Below are 19,197 nucleotides of genomic sequence, written 5' to 3'. Positions count from 1 at the left end.
GGCGTTTTCCGGGGCTACCTTCGCTATGTGACGCGTAGCCGGTTCGCGCTGCTGTGCGCGTTGGGAATCGACAACTTCGGCTCAGGTCTCTTCCTCCCGTTGGCGCTGGTCTACGTGACCCAGGTGGTCGGTGTGCCCCTGGCGATGGCCGGCACGGCCGTCACACTCGGCACGGTCGGCGGTCTGGTCGTGCCGCCGCTGGCCGGCCGGCTCGTGGACCGCGTCGGGCCGCGCGCCGTGGTGATCGGCGCCCAGGTGCTGCAGGCCGCCGGCGCGGGCGCCTACCTGCTCGCCGACGGCGCCGGCCCGGTCGTGGTCGCCGCCGTCCTGCTCGCCGCCGGGCAGCAGCTGTTCTACAGCTCCCTCTACGTGCTGATCGCCGACGTCGCGGGAGACGGCCCCAAGGACCGGCCGTTCGCCGAGGCCGGGATGGTGCGGGCCGGCTGCTTCGGGCTCGGCGGTCTGGTCGCGGGCGCGTTGCTGACCTGGCTCGACGCGACGGGCTACCGGATCGCGCTGGTCGTCGACGCCGCGACGTTCTTCGCGGCCGCGTCGATCCTCGCCGTCTTCGTCCGGCCGGCCCGGCCGCGTGAACCGCGCTGCGAACGGTCGGTCAAGGTGCTGCGCGACCGGCCCTACCTCGGCTTGATCCTCTTCAGCGGGCTCTTCGGGCTGTCGCTCGACTTCTTCCTGATCGGCACCCCGGTGTTCGTGCTCGACCGGCTGCACGGCCCCGCGTGGCTGCCCGGCGCGATCCTGGCGCTGCTGACCGTGCTGACGAGCGTCGGCGGCACCCTTGCGCTGCGGCTCACCGCGAACCTGACCCGGATCACGGCGATGCGGGCCGGCTCGGCGTTGTTCGCCGCGTGGTGCCTGGTCAGCCTGGGTGTGCTGCTCGTGCCCGCGGGCTGGCGGGTGGTGTACCTGCTGGTGTCGACGCTGGTGTTCGCCGCCGGCGACCTGGTTTTCGGCCCGCGTTCGGGGGCGCTGGCCGAAGCCGCGGCACCTCCGGTGGCCCGCGGCCGTTACCTGGCTGCGTACCAGTACGCGTTCACCGTGGCGCAGGTGCTCGCGCCGGCGGTCGTCGCGTTGTTCTCGGTCGCCGACTGGTTACCCTGGGTGCTGGTCGGGACGTGCGCCGGCGTCGCCGTGGCCGGGCTCGGGATGCTGGGCTCGCGGTTGCCGGCGAGCGCCGTCGCCCCCGGTCAGAGTTGAGCGGAACAGACTCAAGTTTTCGTGCGTTGTACTTGTCGGCTGGCCTTGGCCAGGCCGGTCACCTGGACTTTTGAGTAACCGAGCATGAGGTGAGGGATGGACGCTTTCAACCCGACCACGAAGACCCAGCAGGCGATCTCGTCCGCGGCGCAGGCGGCCACCATGGCCGGCAACCCGCACGTGTCGGCCGCCCATCTGCTGGGCGCCCTGCTGGCGCAGGGTGAGGGGCTGACCGCACCGCTGCTGACCGCGGTCGGGGCCGACCCGGGGGTGGTGCACAAGGAGCTGGAGCCGCTGATCGCGGCGCTGCCGTCCGCGACCGGCGCGACGGTGTCGAGCCCGCAGTTCGACACCTTCGCCGTGAAGTCGCTGACGCGTGCCCAGAAGCTGGCCACCGAGCTGGGCGACGAGTACGTCTCGACCGAGCACCTGCTCGTCGGGCTCGCCACCGAGGGCGGGCAGGTCGCCGACCTGCTCAAGCGCCACGGCGCCACGCCGGACGCGCTGCAGGAGGCGTTCGTCAAGGTCCGCGGCTCCGCCCGGATCACCAGCGAAGACCCGGAGAGCACGTTCAAGGCGCTGGAGAAGTACGGCGTCGACCTCACCGAGCGCGCCCGCAACGGCGAGCTCGACCCGGTCATCGGGCGCGACACCGAGATCCGCCGCGTCGTGCAGGTGCTGTCGCGGCGCACCAAGAACAACCCGGTCCTGATCGGCGAGCCGGGCGTCGGCAAGACGGCCATCGTCGAAGGGCTGGCCCAGCGGATCGTCGCCGGGGACGTGCCGGAGTCGCTGCGCGGCAAGCGCGTCGTCGCCCTCGACCTCGGGTCGATGGTGGCCGGCGCGAAGTTCCGCGGCGAGTTCGAAGAGCGGCTGAAGGCCGTGCTCAAGGAGATCACCGACTCCGCGGGCGAGGTCATCACCTTCATCGACGAGCTGCACACGATCGTCGGCGCCGGCGCGACCGGCGAGGGCGCGATGGACGCGGGCAACATGATCAAGCCGATGCTCGCCCGCGGCGAGCTGCGGATGGTCGGCGCGACCACCCTCGACGAGTACCGCCAGCACATCGAGAAGGACGCCGCCCTGGAGCGCCGCTTCCAGCAGGTGCTCGTCGGCGAGCCGTCGCCGGAGGACACCATCGCGATCCTTCGCGGGCTGAAGGAGCGCTACGAGGTGCACCACGGTGTCCGGATCACGGACGCCGCGCTGGTGGCCGCCGCGACGCTGTCCGACCGCTACATCACCGCGCGCTTCCTGCCGGACAAGGCCATCGACCTGGTCGACGAGGCCGCGTCCAAGCTGCGCATGGAGATCGACTCGCGGCCGGTGGAGATCGACGAGGTCGAGCGGGCCGTCCGCCGGCTCGAGATCGAGGAGATGGCCCTCGCCAAGGAGAGCGACGACGCTTCGAAGGAGCGGCTCAACGCGTTGCGCGCCGAGCTGGCCGAGAAGCGCGAGACGCTGACCGCGCTCACCGCGCGCTGGCAGAACGAGAAGGGCTCGATCGAGCGCGTCCGCGAGCTCCAGGAACAGCTGGAGCAGCTGCGCGGCGAGTCCGAGCGCGCCGAGCGCGACGGCGACCTGGGCAAGGCCGCCGAGTTGCGCTACGGCCGGATCCCGGCGCTGGAGAAGGAGTTCCAGGCCGCGACCGAGGCGAGCGAGGCCAGCCAGCAGAACGTGATGCTGAAGGAAGAGGTCGGCGCGGACGACGTCGCCGACGTGGTCAGCGAGTGGACCGGCATCCCCGCCGGCCGGCTGCTGGAAGGCGAGACCGGCAAGCTGCTCCGGATGGAGGAGGAGCTGGGCCGCCGCGTCATCGGGCAGAAGGAGGCCGTGCAGGTCGTCTCGGACGCGGTGCGCCGCAGCCGGGCCGGCGTCGCCGACCCCGACCGCCCGACCGGCTCGTTCCTGTTCCTCGGCCCGACCGGCGTCGGCAAGACCGAGCTGGCCAAGGCGCTGGCCGAGTTCCTGTTCGACGACGAGCGCGCGATGCAGCGCATCGACATGAGCGAGTACGCCGAAAAGCACTCGGTGGCGCGCCTGGTCGGTGCCCCGCCGGGCTACGTCGGCTACGACCAGGGCGGCCAGCTCACCGAGGCCGTCCGGCGGCGGCCGTACTCGGTGGTGCTGCTCGACGAGGTGGAGAAGGCTCACCCGGACGTCTTCGACGTGCTGCTGCAGGTCCTCGACGACGGGCGGCTGACCGACGGCCAAGGGAGGACGGTGGACTTCCGCAACACCATCCTGATCCTGACGTCGAACCTCGGCTCGCAGGCCATCGCCGACCCGTCGCTCGACGAGCGGCAGCGCAACGACGCGGTGCTTTCGGTGGTCCAGCGGCAGTTCAAGCCGGAGTTCCTCAACCGGCTGGACGACATCGTCGTGTTCCACTCGCTCGGCACCGAGCAGCTGACGTCCATTGTGGACATCCAGGTGGCGCGGCTGGCCGCGCGGCTGGCCCAGCGCCGGCTGCACCTGGAGGTCACCGACGGCGCCCGTGAGTGGCTCGCCCTCAACGGCTTCGACCCGATCTACGGCGCCCGCCCGCTGCGGCGCCTGGTCCAGTCGGCGATCGGCGACAAGCTGGCGAAGGAGCTCCTGTCCGGCGAGATCCGCGACGGCGACACCGTCCGGGTCGACATCCCGGAGCTGGAAGCCGGGGACGCGCTGACCGTCGAGCGCGTCTGAGTTTCACCAGGCCGACCGGCGTCCGTCTGCACAGACGGCGCCGGTTGGCCCGTTTTCGTCCACAGTGGCCGGCCGGACGGCCGATCGCGCCACGTTCTTCGGGTGCCTTGAAGCGCTGACTGAATCCTGTGATTAGGCGATTTGTCGACTCGCGGGGCCGGAAATGGTCCGAACGGGCCCGGCGACACGGGGACCGGCGATCATCTCTTCGGCGTAGCAGGCGATACGCTGACGGCCGTGGGTATTCCGGCGTGGATCTGGTTCGTCATCGCGGCCGTCGCCCTGGTGGCGGGCCTCGGGCTGCTCGCTGCCGACCGGGCGAAGGAGGGGTCGCGCAACCGCGAGCGCATGCGCTGGGCCCAGCTGCGCGGCTGGCAGTTCGTCGAAGAGGACGAACGGCTGCCGCAGCAGTGGTCCGGCGGGGCGATCGGCTACTTCGGCGCGGACGCCGCCGTGAACGTCGTCGCGGGCTCGACCTTCACCTCCGACGGCCGCCGCCCGGTGTTCATCTTCGACATCGAGTCCGAGGGGCAGATCCCCGCGGTCGTCGTCGCCGTGCGCTGCAACAAGAAGCACCGGATCCCCATCGAGATGTGGCTGTCCAGCGTGCCGTTCCAGCGCGCCGACATGCCCGAGATGCTCGGCCCGATCGGCTCGCGCTACGCCTTCGCGGACGACGCCGACGGCGCCCGTGCCGTGATCACCCAGGAGCTCGTCGACGCCGCGGACCAGCTCGGTGGCGACGTCGGCGTGGCCTGGCTGGAGAACGAGTGGGTGCTGGCCAGCGTCGTCCCGACCGCCGGGCCGTCGCGGCTCGAGCGCCTGCTGCGCGACCTCGGGGAGATCGCGGACATCGTCGACCCGTTCGACGAGGACTACGACGCGGGCCGCCACCAGGCGAGCGCCCCGATCCCGACGCCGGGTCAGGCCCCGCCCACCCCGCCCACCGGGACGCCGGTCCAGCAGCCGCCGCCCGCCGAGCCGCCGCGGGACTAGAGGACCGGCTGGTCCAGGACGCTCGCCGTCAGGGCGGGGTGCTGGTCGAGCGTGCCGCGGGCGTGGACGACGTGGTCGACGCCGAGGTCGCCGCTGATCGAGCCCGACGAGAGGCTCTGCGACGTCCTGACCAGGCCGGACGCGGGGCCCAGCTGGCCGCCGGCTTCGTACTGCTGACCGACGTCGAGGACGCCGGAGAAACTGCCGATGACGTGATGCTCCGACGTCGCGCCGACCGCGCCGAGCTGGCCCAGGTCGACGGCCTGCCCGGACGACCGGCGGGCGGCGACGCCCCCGGTCAGGTCGCCGGTGAAGAGGCCCGCGTCGAGTTGCTCGGCGTGCTCGCTCAGGACGTCGGACCCGTGGCCCAGCCAGACGCCCTGGCTCCCGCGTTCGAGCAGGCCCGCGCGGTCGCCGCGCGTGGCGGCGGCTTCGGTGTGGTCGGACACGACCTGGACGTCGCCGAGCCGCTTGGCGACGACGTCGTGCCGCGTCACCGAGAAGGTGCCGTCGTCCTGGTCGAGCGTGGTGGTGTGCCGGTGGTCGAGCGGCAGCGTCAGGTCGGACGGGCTCGCGAGCGCGGTCGCGGGTGCCGCGAGCAGGAGGGCGACGGGCGCCGCGCCGGCGGCGACCATGGGCAGGTAGCCGCTCTTGCGCTTGCTGTGCTTACCCATGATCGGGACGATAACCCGGCGGCAAATCGGCTGCACCCGGAGGCCGTTAGCCGTGGGTAGTGTTCACCCACATGACCACCACCGCTGTGATCACCGGAGCCACCGCGGGGATCGGCGCGCAGTTCGCGCGCACGCTCGCCGCCGAGAAGTACGACCTGGTGCTCGTCGCCCGGGACACCGCGCGGCTGGAGGCGTACGCCGCCGAGCTGCGGGAACGGCACGGGGTCGCGGTCGAGGTCCTGCCCGCCGACCTGTCCGAAGTGGACGGACGAGCGGCCGTCGAGGAGCGGCTCGCCGACGGCAAGGTCGACCTGCTCGTGAACAACGCCGGCTTCGGGCTGAACGGGGACTTCTGGACCATCCCGCCGGACGCATTGCAGCGCCAGCTCGACGTCAACGTCACCGCCGTGCTGCGGCTGACGCGGGCCGTGCTGCCGGGCATGATCCGGCGCGGGCGCGGCGACATCATCCAGGTCAGCAGCGTCGCGGGCTTCTTCAGCGGCCGCGGCTCGACCTACACGGCCAGCAAGAACTGGGTCACGTCGTTCACCGAAGGCATCGCCGCGTCGCTGCCGAAGGGCGTCCGCATGATGGCGCTGTGCCCCGGGTTCACCGCGACCGAGTTCCACCAGCGGGCCGGCATCGGCAAGCCCGGTCCGAAAATCGCCTGGCTGGGTGTCGAACAGGTGGTCGGCGAAGCGCTCGCGGACCTGCGCCGCGGCAAGGTGATCTCCGTGCCGAGCCTGCAGTACAAGGCCGTCGTCGCGATCGGCGGGCTGCTGCCGCGGGCGGTGCTGCGGCGGATCAGCGGCGGCTTCGGCGGCAAGGGCCGCACGTGAAGTAGGGCTGTCCCCACCGGCAAGACGCACGCGCGCACCAGGGTGGTTCCCCAGCGGGATCCCTAGCGTTTTCCGCATGACGAATGAGGCGGTTCGGCTCGAGGCCGTGCGCAAGGAGTACGGCGGTGTGGTGGCGCTGGACGGGGTTTCGATCTCGTTCCCGCGCGGCGGGTTCACGGCGGTGATGGGCCCGTCCGGTTCGGGCAAGAGCACGTTCCTGCACTGCGCGGCCGGGCTCGACCGGCCGACGTCGGGCCGGGTCGTGCTCGACGGCCAGGACCTCGACGGCAAGAGCGAGACCTACCTGACGAAGCTGCGGCGCGACCGCGTCGGCTTCGTCTTCCAGGCGTTCAACCTGCTCCCGGCGCTGACGGTCGAGCAGAACGTCGTGCTGCCGCTGCAGCTGGCCGGGAAGCGCCCGGACAAGCGGCTGGTCGCGCGGATCCTGGCGCACGTCGGCCTCGACGGGCGCCGCAAGCACCTGCCAGGGCAGCTCTCCGGCGGCCAGCAGCAGCGCGTCGCGATCGCGCGCGCCCTGGTCACCGACCCGGCCGTGCTCTTCGCCGACGAGCCGACCGGCGCGCTCGACACCCGTACCGCCGCCGACGTGCTCGGGCTGCTGCGCGACTCCGTCCGGGCGTCCGGCCAGACGGTGATCATGGTGACGCACGACCCGGTCGCCGCCTCCTACGCCGACCAGGTCGTCTTCCTGGCCGACGGCCGGATCGCCGGCCGCCTGGCCCGGCCGACCGCGGAAGCCGTCGCCGAGCGGATGACCCACCTGGGTGCCTGGGACCGGGTGGCGGCCTGATGTTCTCCCTCGCGATGCGGACGCTGCGCCTGCGCAAGGGCGGCTTCCTGGCGACGTTCGTCGCCGTGTTCTTCGGCGCGCTGATCGTCTCGGCGTGCGGTGGCCTGATGGAGACGGGCATCCGGTCCGAGACGCCGGTGCAGCGGCTGGCCGCGGCGCCGATCGTCGTCGGCGGGCAGCAAACGCTCGCGGTGCCCGAAACCGACCCGGCGGCACTCGACCCCGACGAGAAGCACAAGGACAAGCACAAGAACGCCACCCTGCCCGAGCGCGTGCGGGTCGACGCGGCCCTGGCCGACCGCCTGCACGCGGTTCCCGGCGTCACGAACGTGGTCGGCGAGGTCAGCTTCCCGGCGCAGGCCGGCGGGGCGAGCGCGCTCGGGCACGCGTGGGATTCCGCCGTGCTGACGCCGTACACGTTGACCGGCGAGGCGCCGAAGCCGGGTGAAGTGGTCGTTGACGCCGACATGGGGATCGCCGTCGGGACCACTCTGCCCGTCGCCGCGCACGGCACCATCGGTCAGTACCGCGTCTCGGGGGTTGCGAAGGCGCCTCAGGCCATGCGGGACTCGGCGCTGTTCTTCGCGGCGTCGGACGCGGAAAGGCTCTCGGGGCACCCCGGGCAGTTCGACACCATCGGCGTCTTCGGCGGTGACGTCGCCGCGGTGTCGGCCGTCGTCGGGGACGCGGGGATCGTCACCACCGGCACCGACCGCGGGGCCCTGGAGTTCCCCGAGGTCGGCAAGAGTGGCGAAGACCTGATCGTGCTTTCGGCCGTCTCCGGCGGCCTGTCGGCGATGGTCATGGTGTTCGTCGTCGCGGGCACGCTCACGCTGTCCACCCAGCAACGCCAGCGCGAACTCGCGTTGCTCCGGGCGATCGGCACCACCCCGCGGCAACTGCGGCGGATGGTCCTCGGCGAGGCGCTGGTCGTCGGGCTGCTCGCGGTCGCCGCCGCGGTCGTGCTCGGGCCGGTGCTCGGGAACTGGCTGTTCGGGCAGCTCGCGGCGAACCACGTCGTGCCGGACGTGCTGCGGTTCGAGCAGGGCTGGGTTCCGGCGATCGTCGCCGCGGGTGCGTCGCTGCTGGCGGTCTTCGCGGCGTCCTTCGTCGCCGGACGGCGGGCTTCCCGCGTCCGCCCGACCGAGGCGCTGGCCGAGGCGGCCGTCGAACGCCGCTGGCTGACGCCGATCCGGCTGATCACCGCGATCCTGTGCTTCGCGGGCGGGACGGCGCTCGCCATCGTCACGGTCGCCGTGATGACCGGCCCGGTCGCGGCCAGCACGGCCGGCCCGGCGGTGATGCTGTGGGCGTTCGGCCTGGCGGCGATCAGCCCCGGCGTCACGAAGGTGATGGCGACCCTGCTGCGCTGGCCGGTGCAGGCCTTCACCGGCGTCAACGGCCGGGTCGCGCTGCTCAACACCCGGGTCGGCGCGGTGCGGACGGCCGGCGCGGTCACCCCGATCATGCTCGCGGTCGGCATCGCGACCGCCAACATCTACCTGCAGACCACCCAGGAAGCCGTCTCGAACCAGGCGTACACGCAGGACCTGCGCGCGGACGCGGTCGTCGCCGGGCCCGGCGGGCTCGACCCGTCGGTGCTGGGGCGCGTGCGGTCGACGCCGGGGGTCGCCGGTGCCTCCGAGTACGTCACGAGCACGGTGTTCGTCGAGAAGCCGTTCGACTCGAACCAGGACAAGGACGGCTGGCCCGCCCTCGGGGTCAGCGAGCTCTCCGGGACCGCGATCGCGGTGCCGGATACGCTCGGCCGCCACGTCGGCGACACGCTGTCGCTGCGGCTCGGCGACGGCGCGCCGGTCGACGTGCGGGTGGCCGCCGTCGAGCACCAGCGCGCCGGGTTCGAACGGCTCGTCCTGCCCGCGTCGCTGCTCGCACCGCACACGACGATCGGCCTCGCCCCGCAGGTACTGGTGCGGGCGGCTGAAGGTGTCGACAAGGCGACGCTGACTTCGCGCCTTCGTGAGGCGACCGCGGGGTTGCCGGTGGTCGTCGGCGACCGGGACGCGCTCATCGCGGCGCACGCGAAGGGCAACGAGGTCGGCGCGTGGGTCAACTACCTGCTCGTCGGGATGATCATCGCGTACACGGTGATTTCCGTGGTGAACACGCTGGTGATGGCGACCTCGAAACGGCGTCGCGAGTTCGGGCTGCAGCGGCTGAGCGGGTTCACGCGCGGCCAGGTGCTGCGGATGGCCGGCATCGAAGGCGGGCTGATCGCGGCCATCGCGGTGCTGCTCGGCACGGCGACCGCGGCGGGCGCGATCGTGCCGTTCTGCCTCGTGGTGAGCGGATCGGTGCTGCCGGCCGGGCCGCCGGCGATCTACCTGGTGGTGCTCGCGATCGCCGTCGTGCTCGCGCTCGTCGCGATCCTCGTCCCGGCCTGGGCGGCGACGCGCGGGCGTCCGGTCGACGCCACATCCATCGGGGAGTGAGCACGGCCGTATGTAAGACTCTCGGCCGTGGCGAACCCCGGGTTGGATCAAGCGGCGAAACTCGAACTGGCCAGGCTGGTCACCGATCTTTCCGTGGTGCACGGAAAAGTGACCCTGGCGTCCGGCAAGGAAGCCGACTACTACATCGACCTCCGGCGCGCGACGCTGCACCACGCGGCCGCGCCGCTGATCGGCAAGCTGCTGCGCCAGCTCACCGCGGACTGGGACTACGTCGCCGCGGGCGGCCTGACGCTCGGCGCCGACCCGGTCGCGCTGGCGATGCTGCACTCGGCCGCGACCGACGGGGTCGTGCTCGACGCGTTCGTCGTCCGGAAGTCCGTCAAGGAACACGGCATGCAGCGCCGCATCGAGGGCATGGAGGTCCGGGGGCAGCGCGTGCTGGCGGTGGAGGACACGTCCACGACCGGCGGCAGCGTCCTCGAAGCGGTCGCCGCCCTGCGTGAAGCGGGCGCGAACGTGATCGGCGTGGTGACGGTGGTCGACCGCGACACCGGGGCGCGGGAAGCCATCGAGAAGGAAGGCCTGGAGTACCGGTACGTCCTGGGCAAGGACGACCTCGGCCTCGACTGATTCGCCCCGGTGACGCAGGTCACCGACAATCACCCCGTGACGTTTTCCGGCTTCCGGTGTCCTCCCTCCGAGGAGGTGCCGTGACGACCACCGCTACACCGCTCGACGACGCGACCCTCGTCGGTCGCGCGCGGGACGGCGACGTCCGGGCGTACGAGCAGCTCGTGCTGCGCTACCAGGGGCAGATGTTCCGGCTCGCGGTGAAGATGCTCGCCCACCGCGGCGACGCCGAGGACGTCGTGCAGGAGGTCTTCCTCAACGCCTGGCGCAAGCTCGACCAGCTCGGCGAGGACGCGGCGTTCGTCGGCTGGCTCTACCGGGCCACCACGAACCGCTGCCTCAACGTCATCCGCGCGCGCAAGCCCCAGGCCGACGTCGACCTGGACACCGCCGAGTCGCCGCGGGCGGACCTCCAGCCGGAGCGGGCCGCCCAGGTGAGCGGGCAGCTCGCGGCGTTGAACGCGGCGCTGGCGCAGCTGACGCCCGAACAGCGGGCGTGCTGGCTGCTGCGTGAGGTGCACGGCCGGTCCTACGAAGAGATCGGCGAAGTCGTCGGCGCGAACGCGACCGCGGTGCGCGGCCGGATCGCGCGGGCACGGGCCCAGCTGGCGGAGGTGATGAAGCCATGGCGATGACGGACTACGAGCTGCCCTGCGAACGCGATGTCGAACAGGTGTGGGAGCGGCTCGACGCGGTCGGCGCCGGGCTGGCCGACGAGCACGAGCTGACCTGCCCGCACTGCCGGACCGCGCGGGAAAGCCTGCTGGCGCTGCGCGAGGCGACCGCGGAGCTGGTGGCCGAGGAGGACGTGCCGCCGCCGGACCTGTTCGGCCGGATCATGTCCGCGGTCCGGGCCGAGGTGCGGCGCGGTTCGATGGTGCCGCTGCCGACGCCGGAACCCGGGCTCGTCGAGGTCAGCGAGCAGGCCGTGGCGGCCGTGCTGCGCTACGCGGCGGACACGGTCGACGGCGTCCGGGCGCGGCGCTGCCGGGTGCGGACCGTCGCCGGGGGCGTCGTCGAAGTGGACCTCACCCTCGCGGTGAGTCTGCGGAACGCTACGGGCGGTGAGGCGTTGTCGCTGGTGCGGGAGCGGGTGACCGCGGCGGCCGCGGCCCGGGTGGGCCTGACGCTGGCGAAGCTCGACCTGCTGGTCGACGACCTCTTCGAGGAAGACACGGTTTCGGAAGATGCGGTCGGGGAGTCAGGGGAATGAGCGTTGAGTACGTCATCGCCGATCCGGTGATCGCCAGCGTGGCGGCGAAGGCGGCGATCACCACGCCCGGCGTGGTGCGGCTCGAACCGGGCCTGCGCGGCCTGGTGACGGCGTGGACGCGGGCCGCCCGCCAGCGCTGGAAGGGCCTGGACCCGGCGCCGGCCGACGGCGTCCGGGTCCGCACCGCGGACAGCCGGGTGACGGTCGAGGTCGACCTGGTCACGGCGGCGGCCGACCAGGCCGCGGCGGTCGGCCGGGCGGTGCAGCGGTCGGTCGGCCGGTTCGTGGCCGAGCAGACCGGCCTGGCCGTCGACGAGGTTTCGGTGTCCATTCTGGACATCGAGCCGCGGTGACCGCCGAAGAAGCCGTCGAGAAGATCGTCGGCGCCCTCGAAGCGGTGGACGGCCTCCGGCCGGCGACGCCGGTTTCGCCCGGAACGACGTGGTTGCCGGTGGACTGGGCCGGCCTGGCCGTCGACCTGTCGCCGGAGCTGGTCCGGATCCGGCTGATCGCCACGCGGCTGCCGCTCCCGCCGCTGCTGGACCGCGCGGCCGAGGTCGTGCGGCCGGTGCTGGCGGACACGGCGTGGGCCGACGCCCGGCTGCAGCTGATCGTCACGGACCTCGACGGTGCGGCGTTCGCGAGACCCACGTCACAGTGACGGTGTCCCGCCGTGGTTGTCCTCAGTGACGAAAGCCCTTGTGGCCCAGGACATCCAGGGAGGAACCGCCATGACCGCGACCGCCGAGAAGAAGGCCGTGACCGAGACCGAGACCGGCGCCCTCGTCACGAAGCAGGGCACCACGACCATCGCCGACACCGTGGTCCGGAAGATCGCCGGGCTCGCGGCCCGCGAGATCAGCGGCGTCTACGACCTCGGCGGCGGCGCCGCGCGGGCGTTCGGCGCCCTGCGTGACCGCATCCCGGGCGCCTCGGCCAGCACCGGGCAGGGCGTCTCGGTCGAGGTCGGCGAGAAGCAGGCGGCCGTCGACCTGCAGATCCTCGTCGAGTACGGCATCTCGATCGCGGACCTCGCGCGGTCGGTGCGGCGCAACGTGATCACCTCGATCGAGCGGATGACCGGGCTGCAGGTCGTCGAGGTGAACATCAGCGTCGACGACGTCCACCTCCCCGAGGACGAGCCCGCGCCGAGCGACCGCGTGCAGTGATCCCCGGCGTACCGTCGAGGGCATGGACGAGCCGTCGAAGCCCGACGAGCCGGACCGGCCCGGGCTGCCGCCGTGGAAGAAGCCGCCGGAGCAGTACCCCCGTGAGGAGCCGACGAAGTACCCGGCCAAGCGCCCGCCGGAGTTTCCACCAGGCGTAACCCCGCCGTCACCGCCCAGGTGAATGGGTTGCTCCGCTGGGTTAAACATCACACAGCGGGGCACTCAGGAGGGCGATCAGGGCCCCGCAGCGGAGTAAAGTCGCTGGTAGGGGGTTCGGTGAAGGGGGCGTGTGATGGCGAAGTTCCTGGCCGACGTGACTGTCGCGGTGCACATCTTGGCGCTGCTCCTCATCGGCTTCGGCGGCTTTCTCGCCTGGCGCTGGCCGAAGCTGATCTTCGTCCACATGCTGGGGGTCGTCTGGGGCGTGCTGGTCAACGTGGCGCCGGTGCCGTGCCCGTTCACCGCGCTGGAGAACTACTTCCGGCACCAGCAGGGCCTCGGCGACCTGCCCGGCGGCTTCAACGCCTACTACCTGTACGACACGGTGTTCCCGCGGTCGTGGCTGCCGGCGATCGGCGTCGTCGCGATCGCGGTCGTCGTGTACTCCTACGCCGGCGTCTACCACCGCTGGCGCCACCGCGACCACAGTGAGGACGCCCGGACGCACCGGGTGCGCCTGGGCTAGGCGACAATCGTCCGGGTGAGCACTTCTCCCGACGCCGGACCCACCGAGTGGGTGAGCCGCGAAGAGGTCGGCGTCGGCCCGTGGCCGGGTGCCTGGCCGTCGGACGAGCGGTACGACCCGGAGCTGCTGCGCGAAGGCGACCGCCGCAACGTCGTCGACGCGTACCGCTACTGGCGCCGCGAGGCGATCGTGTCCGATGTGGACGCTCGACGGCACCCGTTCCACGTCGCCATCGAGAACTTCCAGCATGACCACAACATCGGCACGGTGGTCCGCACGGCGAACGCGTTCGCGGCGGCGGAGGTGCACATCGTCGGCCGCCGCCGCTGGAACCGCCGCGGCGCGATGGTGACCGACCGCTACCAGCACCTCCGCCACCACGACGACGTCACCGGGCTGGTCTCCTTCGCCGCATCGCAGGGCCTGGCCGTGGTGGCCGTCGACAACACACCGGGGTCCGAGCCCGTCGAGACGGCGACGCTGCCGCGCGAGTGCGTGCTGGTGTTCGGCCAGGAAGGGCCTGGGTTGTCCGAGGCGACGCGCGACGCGGCGGTGCTCACGGTGTCGATCGCCCAGTTCGGGACGACGCGGTCGATCAACGCGGGCGTCGCGGCCGGGATCGTCATGCACGCCTGGATCCGGCAGCACGCCGACCTTTCCCGGGCCTGGTAGCTAGGCCGGCGCGACCTCGACCGGGATCCCGTTCAGCACCGACGTCCCGGACGGCACGTCCAGCAGCGTCTCGTCCGCGACCAGGTTGGAGTTGACGCCCGGGTTGGCGCGCGCCACCCGCGTCCGGGCGCCGTCGACGTCGTGGCCCCAGCCGTGCGGGATGCTGACCACGCCCGGCCGGACCTCGTCGGTCACCTCCACCGGCACTTCCAGCTTCCCGGCGCGCGAGGTCACCGACGCCAGCGCGCCGTCGGTGAGGCCCAGGCGCGTCGCGTCGGCCGGGTGCACCAGGACCGTGCACCGGTTGCCGCCGCGGACCAGCGGTGCCAGGTTGTGCATCCACGAGTTGTTCGAGCTCAGGTGCCGCCGGCCGATCAGCACGAGCCCGTCGTCGACCGGCCGGTCCAGCTCCGCACGCAGCCGCGGGACGTCGGCGACGATCGTCTCCGGCGCCAGCTCGATCCGGCCGGACGCCGTGCACAGCACCTCGGGGATCCGCGGCTTCAGCGGGCCGAAGTCCATCCCGTGCGGCGCGGCTTCGAGGTCGGCGAGCGTGACGTCGTAGGGCCCGGCGCGCAGCATCAGGTCGACGAGCCGCGCGGGGCCGGTGCGGTCGTGGGTGACCTCGAGCCCGGCGCGGCGGGCGACGTCGGCCGCGACGAAGTCGTCGAGTGCCGCGACGTCCGCTTCGGGACCCTGACCGGTGACGATGCCGGTGAGCCGCAGCATCGTCTCCCACTCCTGCGGCAGCTTCGACGGCAGCGTCGCGGGCGTCCAGTTGGCGACGTTGCGCACCGAAAGCTGGTAGAAGGCCAGGTCGAAGTGCGGGCGTTCGAGCGGGGACGGGCCGGGCAGGATGACGTCGGCCTGGCGGGACGTCTCGTTCAGGTAGACGTCGACCGAGATCATGAAGTCGAGGTTCTTCAGGGCTTCGGCGAGGCGCCCGGCGTTCGGCGTGCTCAGGCAGGGGTTGCCGCTGACCGTGATCAGCGCGCGGACCTGGCCCTCGCCCGGGGTTTCGATCTCGTCGGCGAGCGTCGCGACCGGGAGTTCGCCGACGACCTCGGGGTAGCCGCGCACGCGGCTGCGCCAGCGCCCGACGGCGAACGGCCGCCGGTTGCCGGTCGGCTGGCACGCGGCCAGCGGGAACATCGCGCCGCCGGGCTCGTCGAGGTTGCCGGTGAGCACGTTGAGGACGTCGACCAGCCAGCTCGCGACCGTGCCGAACGTCTGGGTCGTGGTGCCGATCCGGCCGTAGACGACGGCGTTCTCGGCCTCGGCCAGCTCGAGTGCCATCCGCCGGATCTCGCCGGCTTCGATCCCGGTGCGCGGGGCGACGGCCTCGGGCGTGAACGGCCGGGCCAGTTCGCGGACCTCGTCGAGGCCGTCGAGGTGTGCTTCGAGGCGCCCGGGTGCGACGCGGTCCTCCGTGAACAGGACGTTGACCAGCGCGAACAGCAGCAGCGCGTCGGTGCCGGGCCGGATGGCGTGGTGCTCGTCGGCGAACGCGGCGGTGCGGGTGCGCCGCGGGTCGACGACGACGATCTTGCCGCCGCGCTCGCGGATCCCGCGCAGCCGGCCGCGGATGTCCGGCGCGGTCATCAGGCTGCCGTTGGAGACGAGCGGGTTCGCGCCGAGGACGAGCAGGTGCCGCGTGCGGTCGAGGTCGGGCACCGGGATGGCGAGCGGGTCGCCGAACATGGTGCCGGACGAGTAGTGCTTCGGCAGCTGGTCGACCGACGTCGCGCTGTAGAAGTTCTTGGTGCCCAAGGCTTTGTAGAGCACGCGGCCGTAGAGCGTCAGGGCGATGTTGTGCACGCCGGGGTTGCCGGCGTAGACCGCGACGGCGTCCCGGCCGTGCTCCTCGAGGATCGGCGGGAGCCGGCGGTCGATCTCGTCGTAGGCCTCCTGCCAGCTGACTTCGACGAACTCGCCGTCGCGCTTGAGCAGCGGCGCGGTCAGCCGGTCGGGGTCGTGGTGCAGAGCCCCGAGTGACGCGCCCTTCGGGCAGATGTAGCCCTTCGAGAAGACGTCTTTCTCGTCACCCTTGACCCGCGTGACCTGCTCGTTCGCGTCGAGCGTCACTTCGAGGCCGCAGGTGGCTTCGCACAGCGGGCAGGTGACGTGAGCTGTCGTCATGGCACCCCAACATACCGAGCGGTATGTCGATGGGCAAGGCACGATTGCGCCATGGACGTCTCGGCCGCCGAACGCGCGGTGACCTCGCGGCACCTGCGCCGGGTGTGGGCCCTGCCCGGCACGGTGCTCGGCCGCAGCGGCTGGCCCCCGTCGCCCGGCCAGCGGCTGCACTGGCACTGGAACTACTGGTGGCAGGCCCACCTGCTGGACACGCTGGTCGACGCGCAGCTTCGTGCGCCGACGCCCGCGCGTCTGACGGTGATCCGGTCTTTCGTGCGTTCGGTGCGGCTGCGCAACTTCGGCCGCTGGACGAACGACTACTACGACGACATCGCGTGGCTCGGCCTTGCCCTGCAACGGGTCCAGGCCCTGGGCATCGACGTCGCCCCGGCGATCGCGGCGATCGACACGCAGCTGCTGTCGGGCTGGACACCGGCGGCGGGCGGCGGGATCTGGTGGCGCCGCGGCGACGACTTCAAGAACGCCCCGGCCAACGGCCCGGCGGCGATCTTCCACGCCCGGTCGGGAAACCTCTCCCGGGCCCGGGAGATGACCGACTGGATGTCGTCCACTTTGGTCGATCCCTCGTCGGGCCTGGTGTGGGACGGCATCCGCGCGGGCACGGGCGAGCTGGTCAAGCACATCTACACGTACTGCCAAGGCGTCTACCTCGGCGCGTGCCTCGAACTGTCCTTGGTGGACAAAGCGGCGCGCACGGTCCGCGCGGTGTCCGAGCACTGCGCCCCGGGCGGTGTGATCTGCGGCCAAAGCGGCGGAGACGGCGGCCTGTTCGGCGCGATCTTGGCGCGCTACCTGGCTTTGGCGGCGAAGGCGCTGCCGGGTCCGGAAGCCACTACGGCGCGATCGCTGGTGCTCGCCTCCGCCGAGGCCTGCTGGTCGGGCGCGTCCCCGGGCCCGCTGTTCAGCGCGTTCTGGGACCGCCCGGCACCTTCGCCGCCCCTGCCGGAGGACGCGCCGGAGCGGGATCTGTCGGTCCAGGTGGGTGGCTGGATGCTCCTGGAAGCCGCCGCGACGCTGTCGTGAGCCGAGGTCAGCACCCGCAGGACGCGCCGTGCACGAACCTCGGCGAAAGCAGCACCGACTCCGCCGGCCGGTCCGGGTCCGAGATCCGGGCCAGCAGCATCTGCACCGCGCGGCGGCCGATGTCCGCTGCCGGCTGGGCGAGCGTGGTCACCGCCGGGCTGACCCGGCGGGCCCAGTCCATGTCGCCGTAGCCGACCACCGCCAGCTCCGAGCCGATGCGGATGCCGCGGCGGTGGGCCTCGTACATGACCCCCACCAGCATCGCCTCGTCCGCCACCACCAGGGCCGTCGGAGACGGCCAGCCGTCCAGGAGCTTGGCCGTCGCGCGGGCCGCGCCGCCCGAGGTCGACAAGCCGCCCTCGACCAGTTCGCGGTTGAAGCGCAGCCCGGCCTGCTCGAGCCCCAGCCGGTAGCCGCGGACGCGCTCGCGGCTGATGTCCAGGCCGTCTTCGCCGGACACGAACCCGATCTTGCGGTGCCGGCGCTCGGTGAGGTGGCGGACCAGTGACGCCACCGCGTGCACGTTCTCCGTGCCCACCTGGTCGACGTCGTTGCGGGCGGCGACCCGGTCGACCAGGACCGTCGGCACGCCCATCCGCACCAGGCCGTTGACCACGGCTTCGTCGCCGACCGACGGCACCAGCAGCACGCCGTCCACGAGGTCCGCCCGCAGGGCGCGCACCACCGCGGCTTCCTCGCTGACGGTGTCCCCGGTTTCGGCCAGCGTGACGTCGCACCCGGCCTGGGCTGCCGCTGCCCTGATCGAGCGCAGCAGCTCACTCGAGTAGGGGTTCGCGTGCGTACCCATCGCGACGCCGATCCGGTAGGTGACCGGGGGGTCCCACAACCGGAGCTCCGGCGAAAGTGCCGTCATAACCAGCCCTCGCAAACGCTCAGCCGAAAGGTATCCGCTGAGCGGCCGCGCCGAGGCGTCAAAACACCAGAATCACTGATGTGAGTGAATCGACGGGCAGCCGCACGACTCACGGTGACGCAGAGTAGGTGCCAGCCGGACCGTCTCGGCCGCGCGCGACGGGTCGTTGATCCGGGCCAGCAGCAGCCGCACCGCCTGCCGCCCGATCTCCTCGATCGGCTGCGCCATCGTCGTCAGCGGCGGGTCGACCAGGTCCGCCCACTCGACGTCGTCGTAGACCACCACGGGCAGGTCCTGCCCGATCTTCAGGCCACGCCGCCGCGCCTCGTGCAGCACGCCGACCATCATGCTGTCGTTGCCGACGACCAGCGCCGTCGGCGGCTCGGGCAGCGCCAGCAGCGTGCTCACCGCGAGCGCGCCGCCCTCCTGTGAAGAGTTTCCGCAGGCCACGAGGTCGGACGACCACGTCAGCCCGGACCGGCCCAGCCCCAGCCGGTAGCCCAGCACGCGCTCCTCGCTCGTCGACAGGCCGGGCGCGCCGCTGATCATCCCGATCCGGCGGTGCCCGAGCGTCGCGAGGTGCGCGGTGAGCGCCGACGTCGCCTGGATGTTCTCCGTGCCCACCTGGTCGACGTCGCCGCGGGTGGCCAGCCGGTCGATCAGCACCGTCGGCACGTCCAGCGACACGAGCTCGCCGATCACCGGCCCGTCGCCGGGGGCCGGGGTGATGAGCAGGCCGTCGACGCGCCGGGAGCGGAGCGCTCGCACGGTGTCACGCTCGGTGTCCGCCGTGTCGTGGGTGTCGGCCAGCAGGACCGTGTACCCGTGCGCCGACGCCTCCCGCTCGATCGCCTGCATCAGCGTCGCGAAGTACGGGTTGGCGACCAGCGAGATCGCCATCCCGATCGACCGCGTGCCGCCGGTGACGAGCGACCGGGCGATCGCGTCGCCGGTGTAGCCGGTGGTCTCGATCGCCCGCAGCACGGCCGCCTTGGTGTCCTCGGCGACCGCGCGCGTCCCGTTCACCACGTGGGAGACTGTCGTGATCGAGACGCCGGCGAGCTCGGCGATGTCTCGCTGGGTCGGCCGCGAAGATCTCGGCTGGGGCATTCCATCCTTCCCGGCAAGCGT

At 72.2% G+C, this 19,197-nt stretch carries 20 protein-coding genes; 16 read left to right on the top strand and 4 right to left on the bottom strand.

Features of this window, described 5'->3' with window-relative positions; translation table 11 throughout:
- Nucleotides 1-27: 27 nt before the first annotated feature.
- The 3 genes from ACWEN0_RS07780 to ACWEN0_RS07770 all read left to right on the top strand — a co-directional run bounded on the left by ACWEN0_RS07780 (nt 28) and on the right by ACWEN0_RS07770 (nt 4,902).
- Nucleotides 28-1,215 (top strand): MFS transporter, encoded by a 1,188-nt coding sequence (locus ACWEN0_RS07780; RefSeq protein WP_451970009.1) that lies wholly within the window; start codon nt 28-30, stop codon nt 1,213-1,215.
- A 96-nt stretch (nt 1,216-1,311) separates the two neighbouring features.
- Nucleotides 1,312-3,906 carry an ATP-dependent chaperone ClpB gene (clpB, locus tag ACWEN0_RS07775; RefSeq protein WP_451970007.1) on the top strand — a complete coding sequence of 865 codons (2,595 nt, stop codon included), beginning with the start codon at nt 1,312-1,314 and terminating at the stop codon, nt 3,904-3,906.
- A 237-nt stretch (nt 3,907-4,143) separates the two neighbouring features.
- Nucleotides 4,144-4,902, top strand: coding sequence for a hypothetical protein (locus ACWEN0_RS07770; RefSeq protein WP_451970005.1), 759 nt, complete (start codon nt 4,144-4,146; stop codon nt 4,900-4,902).
- On the opposite strand, the gene ACWEN0_RS07765 is transcribed toward ACWEN0_RS07770, so the two are convergent.
- Entirely contained in the window at nt 4,899-5,576 is a 678-nt protein-coding gene (locus ACWEN0_RS07765; RefSeq protein ID WP_451970003.1) for a hypothetical protein, read from the bottom strand. The genes ACWEN0_RS07770 and ACWEN0_RS07765 overlap by 4 nt on opposite strands.
- Before the next feature lie 71 nt (nt 5,577-5,647).
- Between ACWEN0_RS07765 and ACWEN0_RS07760 the strand changes: the two genes are divergently transcribed.
- The 12 genes from ACWEN0_RS07760 (at nt 5,648) to ACWEN0_RS07705 (ending at nt 14,009) form a co-directional block, all read left to right on the top strand.
- Nucleotides 5,648-6,415 (top strand): SDR family NAD(P)-dependent oxidoreductase, encoded by a 768-nt coding sequence (locus ACWEN0_RS07760; RefSeq protein ID WP_451970002.1) that lies wholly within the window; start codon nt 5,648-5,650, stop codon nt 6,413-6,415.
- Between the two features lie 76 nt (nt 6,416-6,491).
- A complete protein-coding gene (locus ACWEN0_RS07755) occupies nt 6,492-7,226 on the top strand; it encodes an ABC transporter ATP-binding protein (RefSeq protein WP_451970000.1) in 735 nt (244 codons plus the stop codon).
- On the top strand, nt 7,226-9,679 hold the full coding sequence (locus ACWEN0_RS07750; protein ID WP_451969998.1) for an ABC transporter permease: 2,454 nt from the start codon (nt 7,226-7,228) through the stop codon (nt 9,677-9,679). The genes ACWEN0_RS07755 and ACWEN0_RS07750 overlap by 1 nt, the downstream gene beginning before the upstream one ends.
- A 27-nt stretch (nt 9,680-9,706) precedes the next feature.
- Entirely contained in the window at nt 9,707-10,270 is a 564-nt protein-coding gene (pyrE, locus tag ACWEN0_RS07745; RefSeq protein WP_086671745.1) for an orotate phosphoribosyltransferase, read from the top strand.
- A gap of 80 nt (nt 10,271-10,350) precedes the next feature.
- The gene (locus tag ACWEN0_RS07740; RefSeq protein ID WP_451969996.1) at nt 10,351-10,905 is read left to right on the top strand and encodes an RNA polymerase sigma factor; all 555 of its coding nucleotides are present in this window, start codon (nt 10,351-10,353) and stop codon (nt 10,903-10,905) included.
- On the top strand, nt 10,896-11,483 hold the full coding sequence (locus ACWEN0_RS07735; protein ID WP_451969994.1) for an Asp23/Gls24 family envelope stress response protein: 588 nt from the start codon (nt 10,896-10,898) through the stop codon (nt 11,481-11,483). Before ACWEN0_RS07740 ends, ACWEN0_RS07735 begins: the two co-directional genes overlap by 10 nt.
- Entirely contained in the window at nt 11,480-11,836 is a 357-nt protein-coding gene (locus tag ACWEN0_RS07730) for an Asp23/Gls24 family envelope stress response protein (RefSeq protein ID WP_451969992.1), read from the top strand. Before ACWEN0_RS07735 ends, ACWEN0_RS07730 begins: the two co-directional genes overlap by 4 nt.
- Nucleotides 11,833-12,144, top strand: a complete 312-nt coding sequence (locus ACWEN0_RS07725; RefSeq protein ID WP_451969990.1) for a hypothetical protein — start codon at nt 11,833-11,835, stop codon at nt 12,142-12,144. Before ACWEN0_RS07730 ends, ACWEN0_RS07725 begins: the two co-directional genes overlap by 4 nt.
- Nucleotides 12,145-12,214: 70 nt before the next feature.
- Nucleotides 12,215-12,652 carry an Asp23/Gls24 family envelope stress response protein gene (locus ACWEN0_RS07720; RefSeq protein ID WP_451969988.1) on the top strand — a complete coding sequence of 146 codons (438 nt, stop codon included), beginning with the start codon at nt 12,215-12,217 and terminating at the stop codon, nt 12,650-12,652.
- 22 nt (nt 12,653-12,674) lie between these two features.
- Nucleotides 12,675-12,833, top strand: coding sequence for a hypothetical protein (locus ACWEN0_RS07715; protein WP_451969986.1), 159 nt, complete (start codon nt 12,675-12,677; stop codon nt 12,831-12,833).
- A 111-nt stretch (nt 12,834-12,944) separates the two neighbouring features.
- Nucleotides 12,945-13,337 carry a DUF2784 domain-containing protein gene (locus ACWEN0_RS07710; RefSeq protein WP_451969984.1) on the top strand — a complete coding sequence of 131 codons (393 nt, stop codon included), beginning with the start codon at nt 12,945-12,947 and terminating at the stop codon, nt 13,335-13,337.
- Nucleotides 13,338-13,352: 15 nt separating this feature from the next.
- Nucleotides 13,353-14,009: a TrmH family RNA methyltransferase gene (locus ACWEN0_RS07705; protein ID WP_451969982.1), complete on the top strand. Its 657-nt coding sequence runs from the start codon at nt 13,353-13,355 to the stop codon at nt 14,007-14,009.
- Here ACWEN0_RS07705 and ACWEN0_RS07700 read toward each other — a convergent pair whose 3' ends face one another.
- Nucleotides 14,010-16,148 carry a molybdopterin-dependent oxidoreductase gene (locus ACWEN0_RS07700; RefSeq protein WP_451969980.1) on the bottom strand — a complete coding sequence of 713 codons (2,139 nt, stop codon included), beginning with the start codon at nt 16,146-16,148 and terminating at the stop codon, nt 14,010-14,012.
- Between the two features lie 51 nt (nt 16,149-16,199).
- Between ACWEN0_RS07700 and ACWEN0_RS07695 the strand changes: the two genes are divergently transcribed.
- Complete coding sequence (locus ACWEN0_RS07695; RefSeq protein WP_451969978.1) at nt 16,200-17,192, top strand: glycoside hydrolase family 76 protein; 993 nt, start codon at nt 16,200-16,202, stop codon at nt 17,190-17,192.
- A 7-nt stretch (nt 17,193-17,199) separates the two neighbouring features.
- Here ACWEN0_RS07695 and ACWEN0_RS07690 read toward each other — a convergent pair whose 3' ends face one another.
- Complete coding sequence (locus tag ACWEN0_RS07690) at nt 17,200-18,066, bottom strand: LacI family DNA-binding transcriptional regulator (RefSeq protein WP_451969977.1); 867 nt, start codon at nt 18,064-18,066, stop codon at nt 17,200-17,202.
- A gap of 72 nt (nt 18,067-18,138) precedes the next feature.
- Complete coding sequence (locus tag ACWEN0_RS07685; RefSeq protein ID WP_451969975.1) at nt 18,139-19,176, bottom strand: LacI family DNA-binding transcriptional regulator; 1,038 nt, start codon at nt 19,174-19,176, stop codon at nt 18,139-18,141.
- Nucleotides 19,177-19,197 lie beyond the last annotated feature (21 nt).

The organism is Amycolatopsis sp. NPDC004378 (assembly GCF_053602455.1).
This window is presented reverse-complemented; position numbering and strand designations above follow the sequence as displayed.

Excerpts from the sequence above, each read along its gene's own strand:
- ACWEN0_RS07755 (WP_451970000.1), top strand. The coding sequence starts at position 6,492 with ATGACGAATGAGGCGGTTCGGCTCGAGGCCGTGCGCAAGGAGTACGGC.
- ACWEN0_RS07695 (WP_451969978.1), top strand. The coding sequence starts at position 16,200 with ATGGACGTCTCGGCCGCCGAACGCGCGGTGACCTCGCGGCACCTGCGC.
- ACWEN0_RS07700 (WP_451969980.1), bottom strand. The coding sequence starts at position 16,148 with ATGACGACAGCTCACGTCACCTGCCCGCTGTGCGAAGCCACCTGCGGC.
- ACWEN0_RS07690 (WP_451969977.1), bottom strand. The coding sequence starts at position 18,066 with ATGACGGCACTTTCGCCGGAGCTCCGGTTGTGGGACCCCCCGGTCACC.
- ACWEN0_RS07735 (WP_451969994.1), top strand. The coding sequence starts at position 10,896 with ATGGCGATGACGGACTACGAGCTGCCCTGCGAACGCGATGTCGAACAG.
- ACWEN0_RS07710 (WP_451969984.1), top strand. The coding sequence starts at position 12,945 with ATGGCGAAGTTCCTGGCCGACGTGACTGTCGCGGTGCACATCTTGGCG.
- ACWEN0_RS07750 (WP_451969998.1), top strand. The coding sequence starts at position 7,226 with ATGTTCTCCCTCGCGATGCGGACGCTGCGCCTGCGCAAGGGCGGCTTC.
- clpB (WP_451970007.1), top strand. The coding sequence starts at position 1,312 with ATGGACGCTTTCAACCCGACCACGAAGACCCAGCAGGCGATCTCGTCC.
- ACWEN0_RS07685 (WP_451969975.1), bottom strand. The coding sequence starts at position 19,176 with ATGCCCCAGCCGAGATCTTCGCGGCCGACCCAGCGAGACATCGCCGAG.
- ACWEN0_RS07715 (WP_451969986.1), top strand. The coding sequence starts at position 12,675 with ATGGACGAGCCGTCGAAGCCCGACGAGCCGGACCGGCCCGGGCTGCCG.
- ACWEN0_RS07720 (WP_451969988.1), top strand. The coding sequence starts at position 12,215 with ATGACCGCGACCGCCGAGAAGAAGGCCGTGACCGAGACCGAGACCGGC.
- ACWEN0_RS07765 (WP_451970003.1), bottom strand. The coding sequence starts at position 5,576 with ATGGGTAAGCACAGCAAGCGCAAGAGCGGCTACCTGCCCATGGTCGCC.
- ACWEN0_RS07760 (WP_451970002.1), top strand. The coding sequence starts at position 5,648 with ATGACCACCACCGCTGTGATCACCGGAGCCACCGCGGGGATCGGCGCG.
- ACWEN0_RS07730 (WP_451969992.1), top strand. The coding sequence starts at position 11,480 with ATGAGCGTTGAGTACGTCATCGCCGATCCGGTGATCGCCAGCGTGGCG.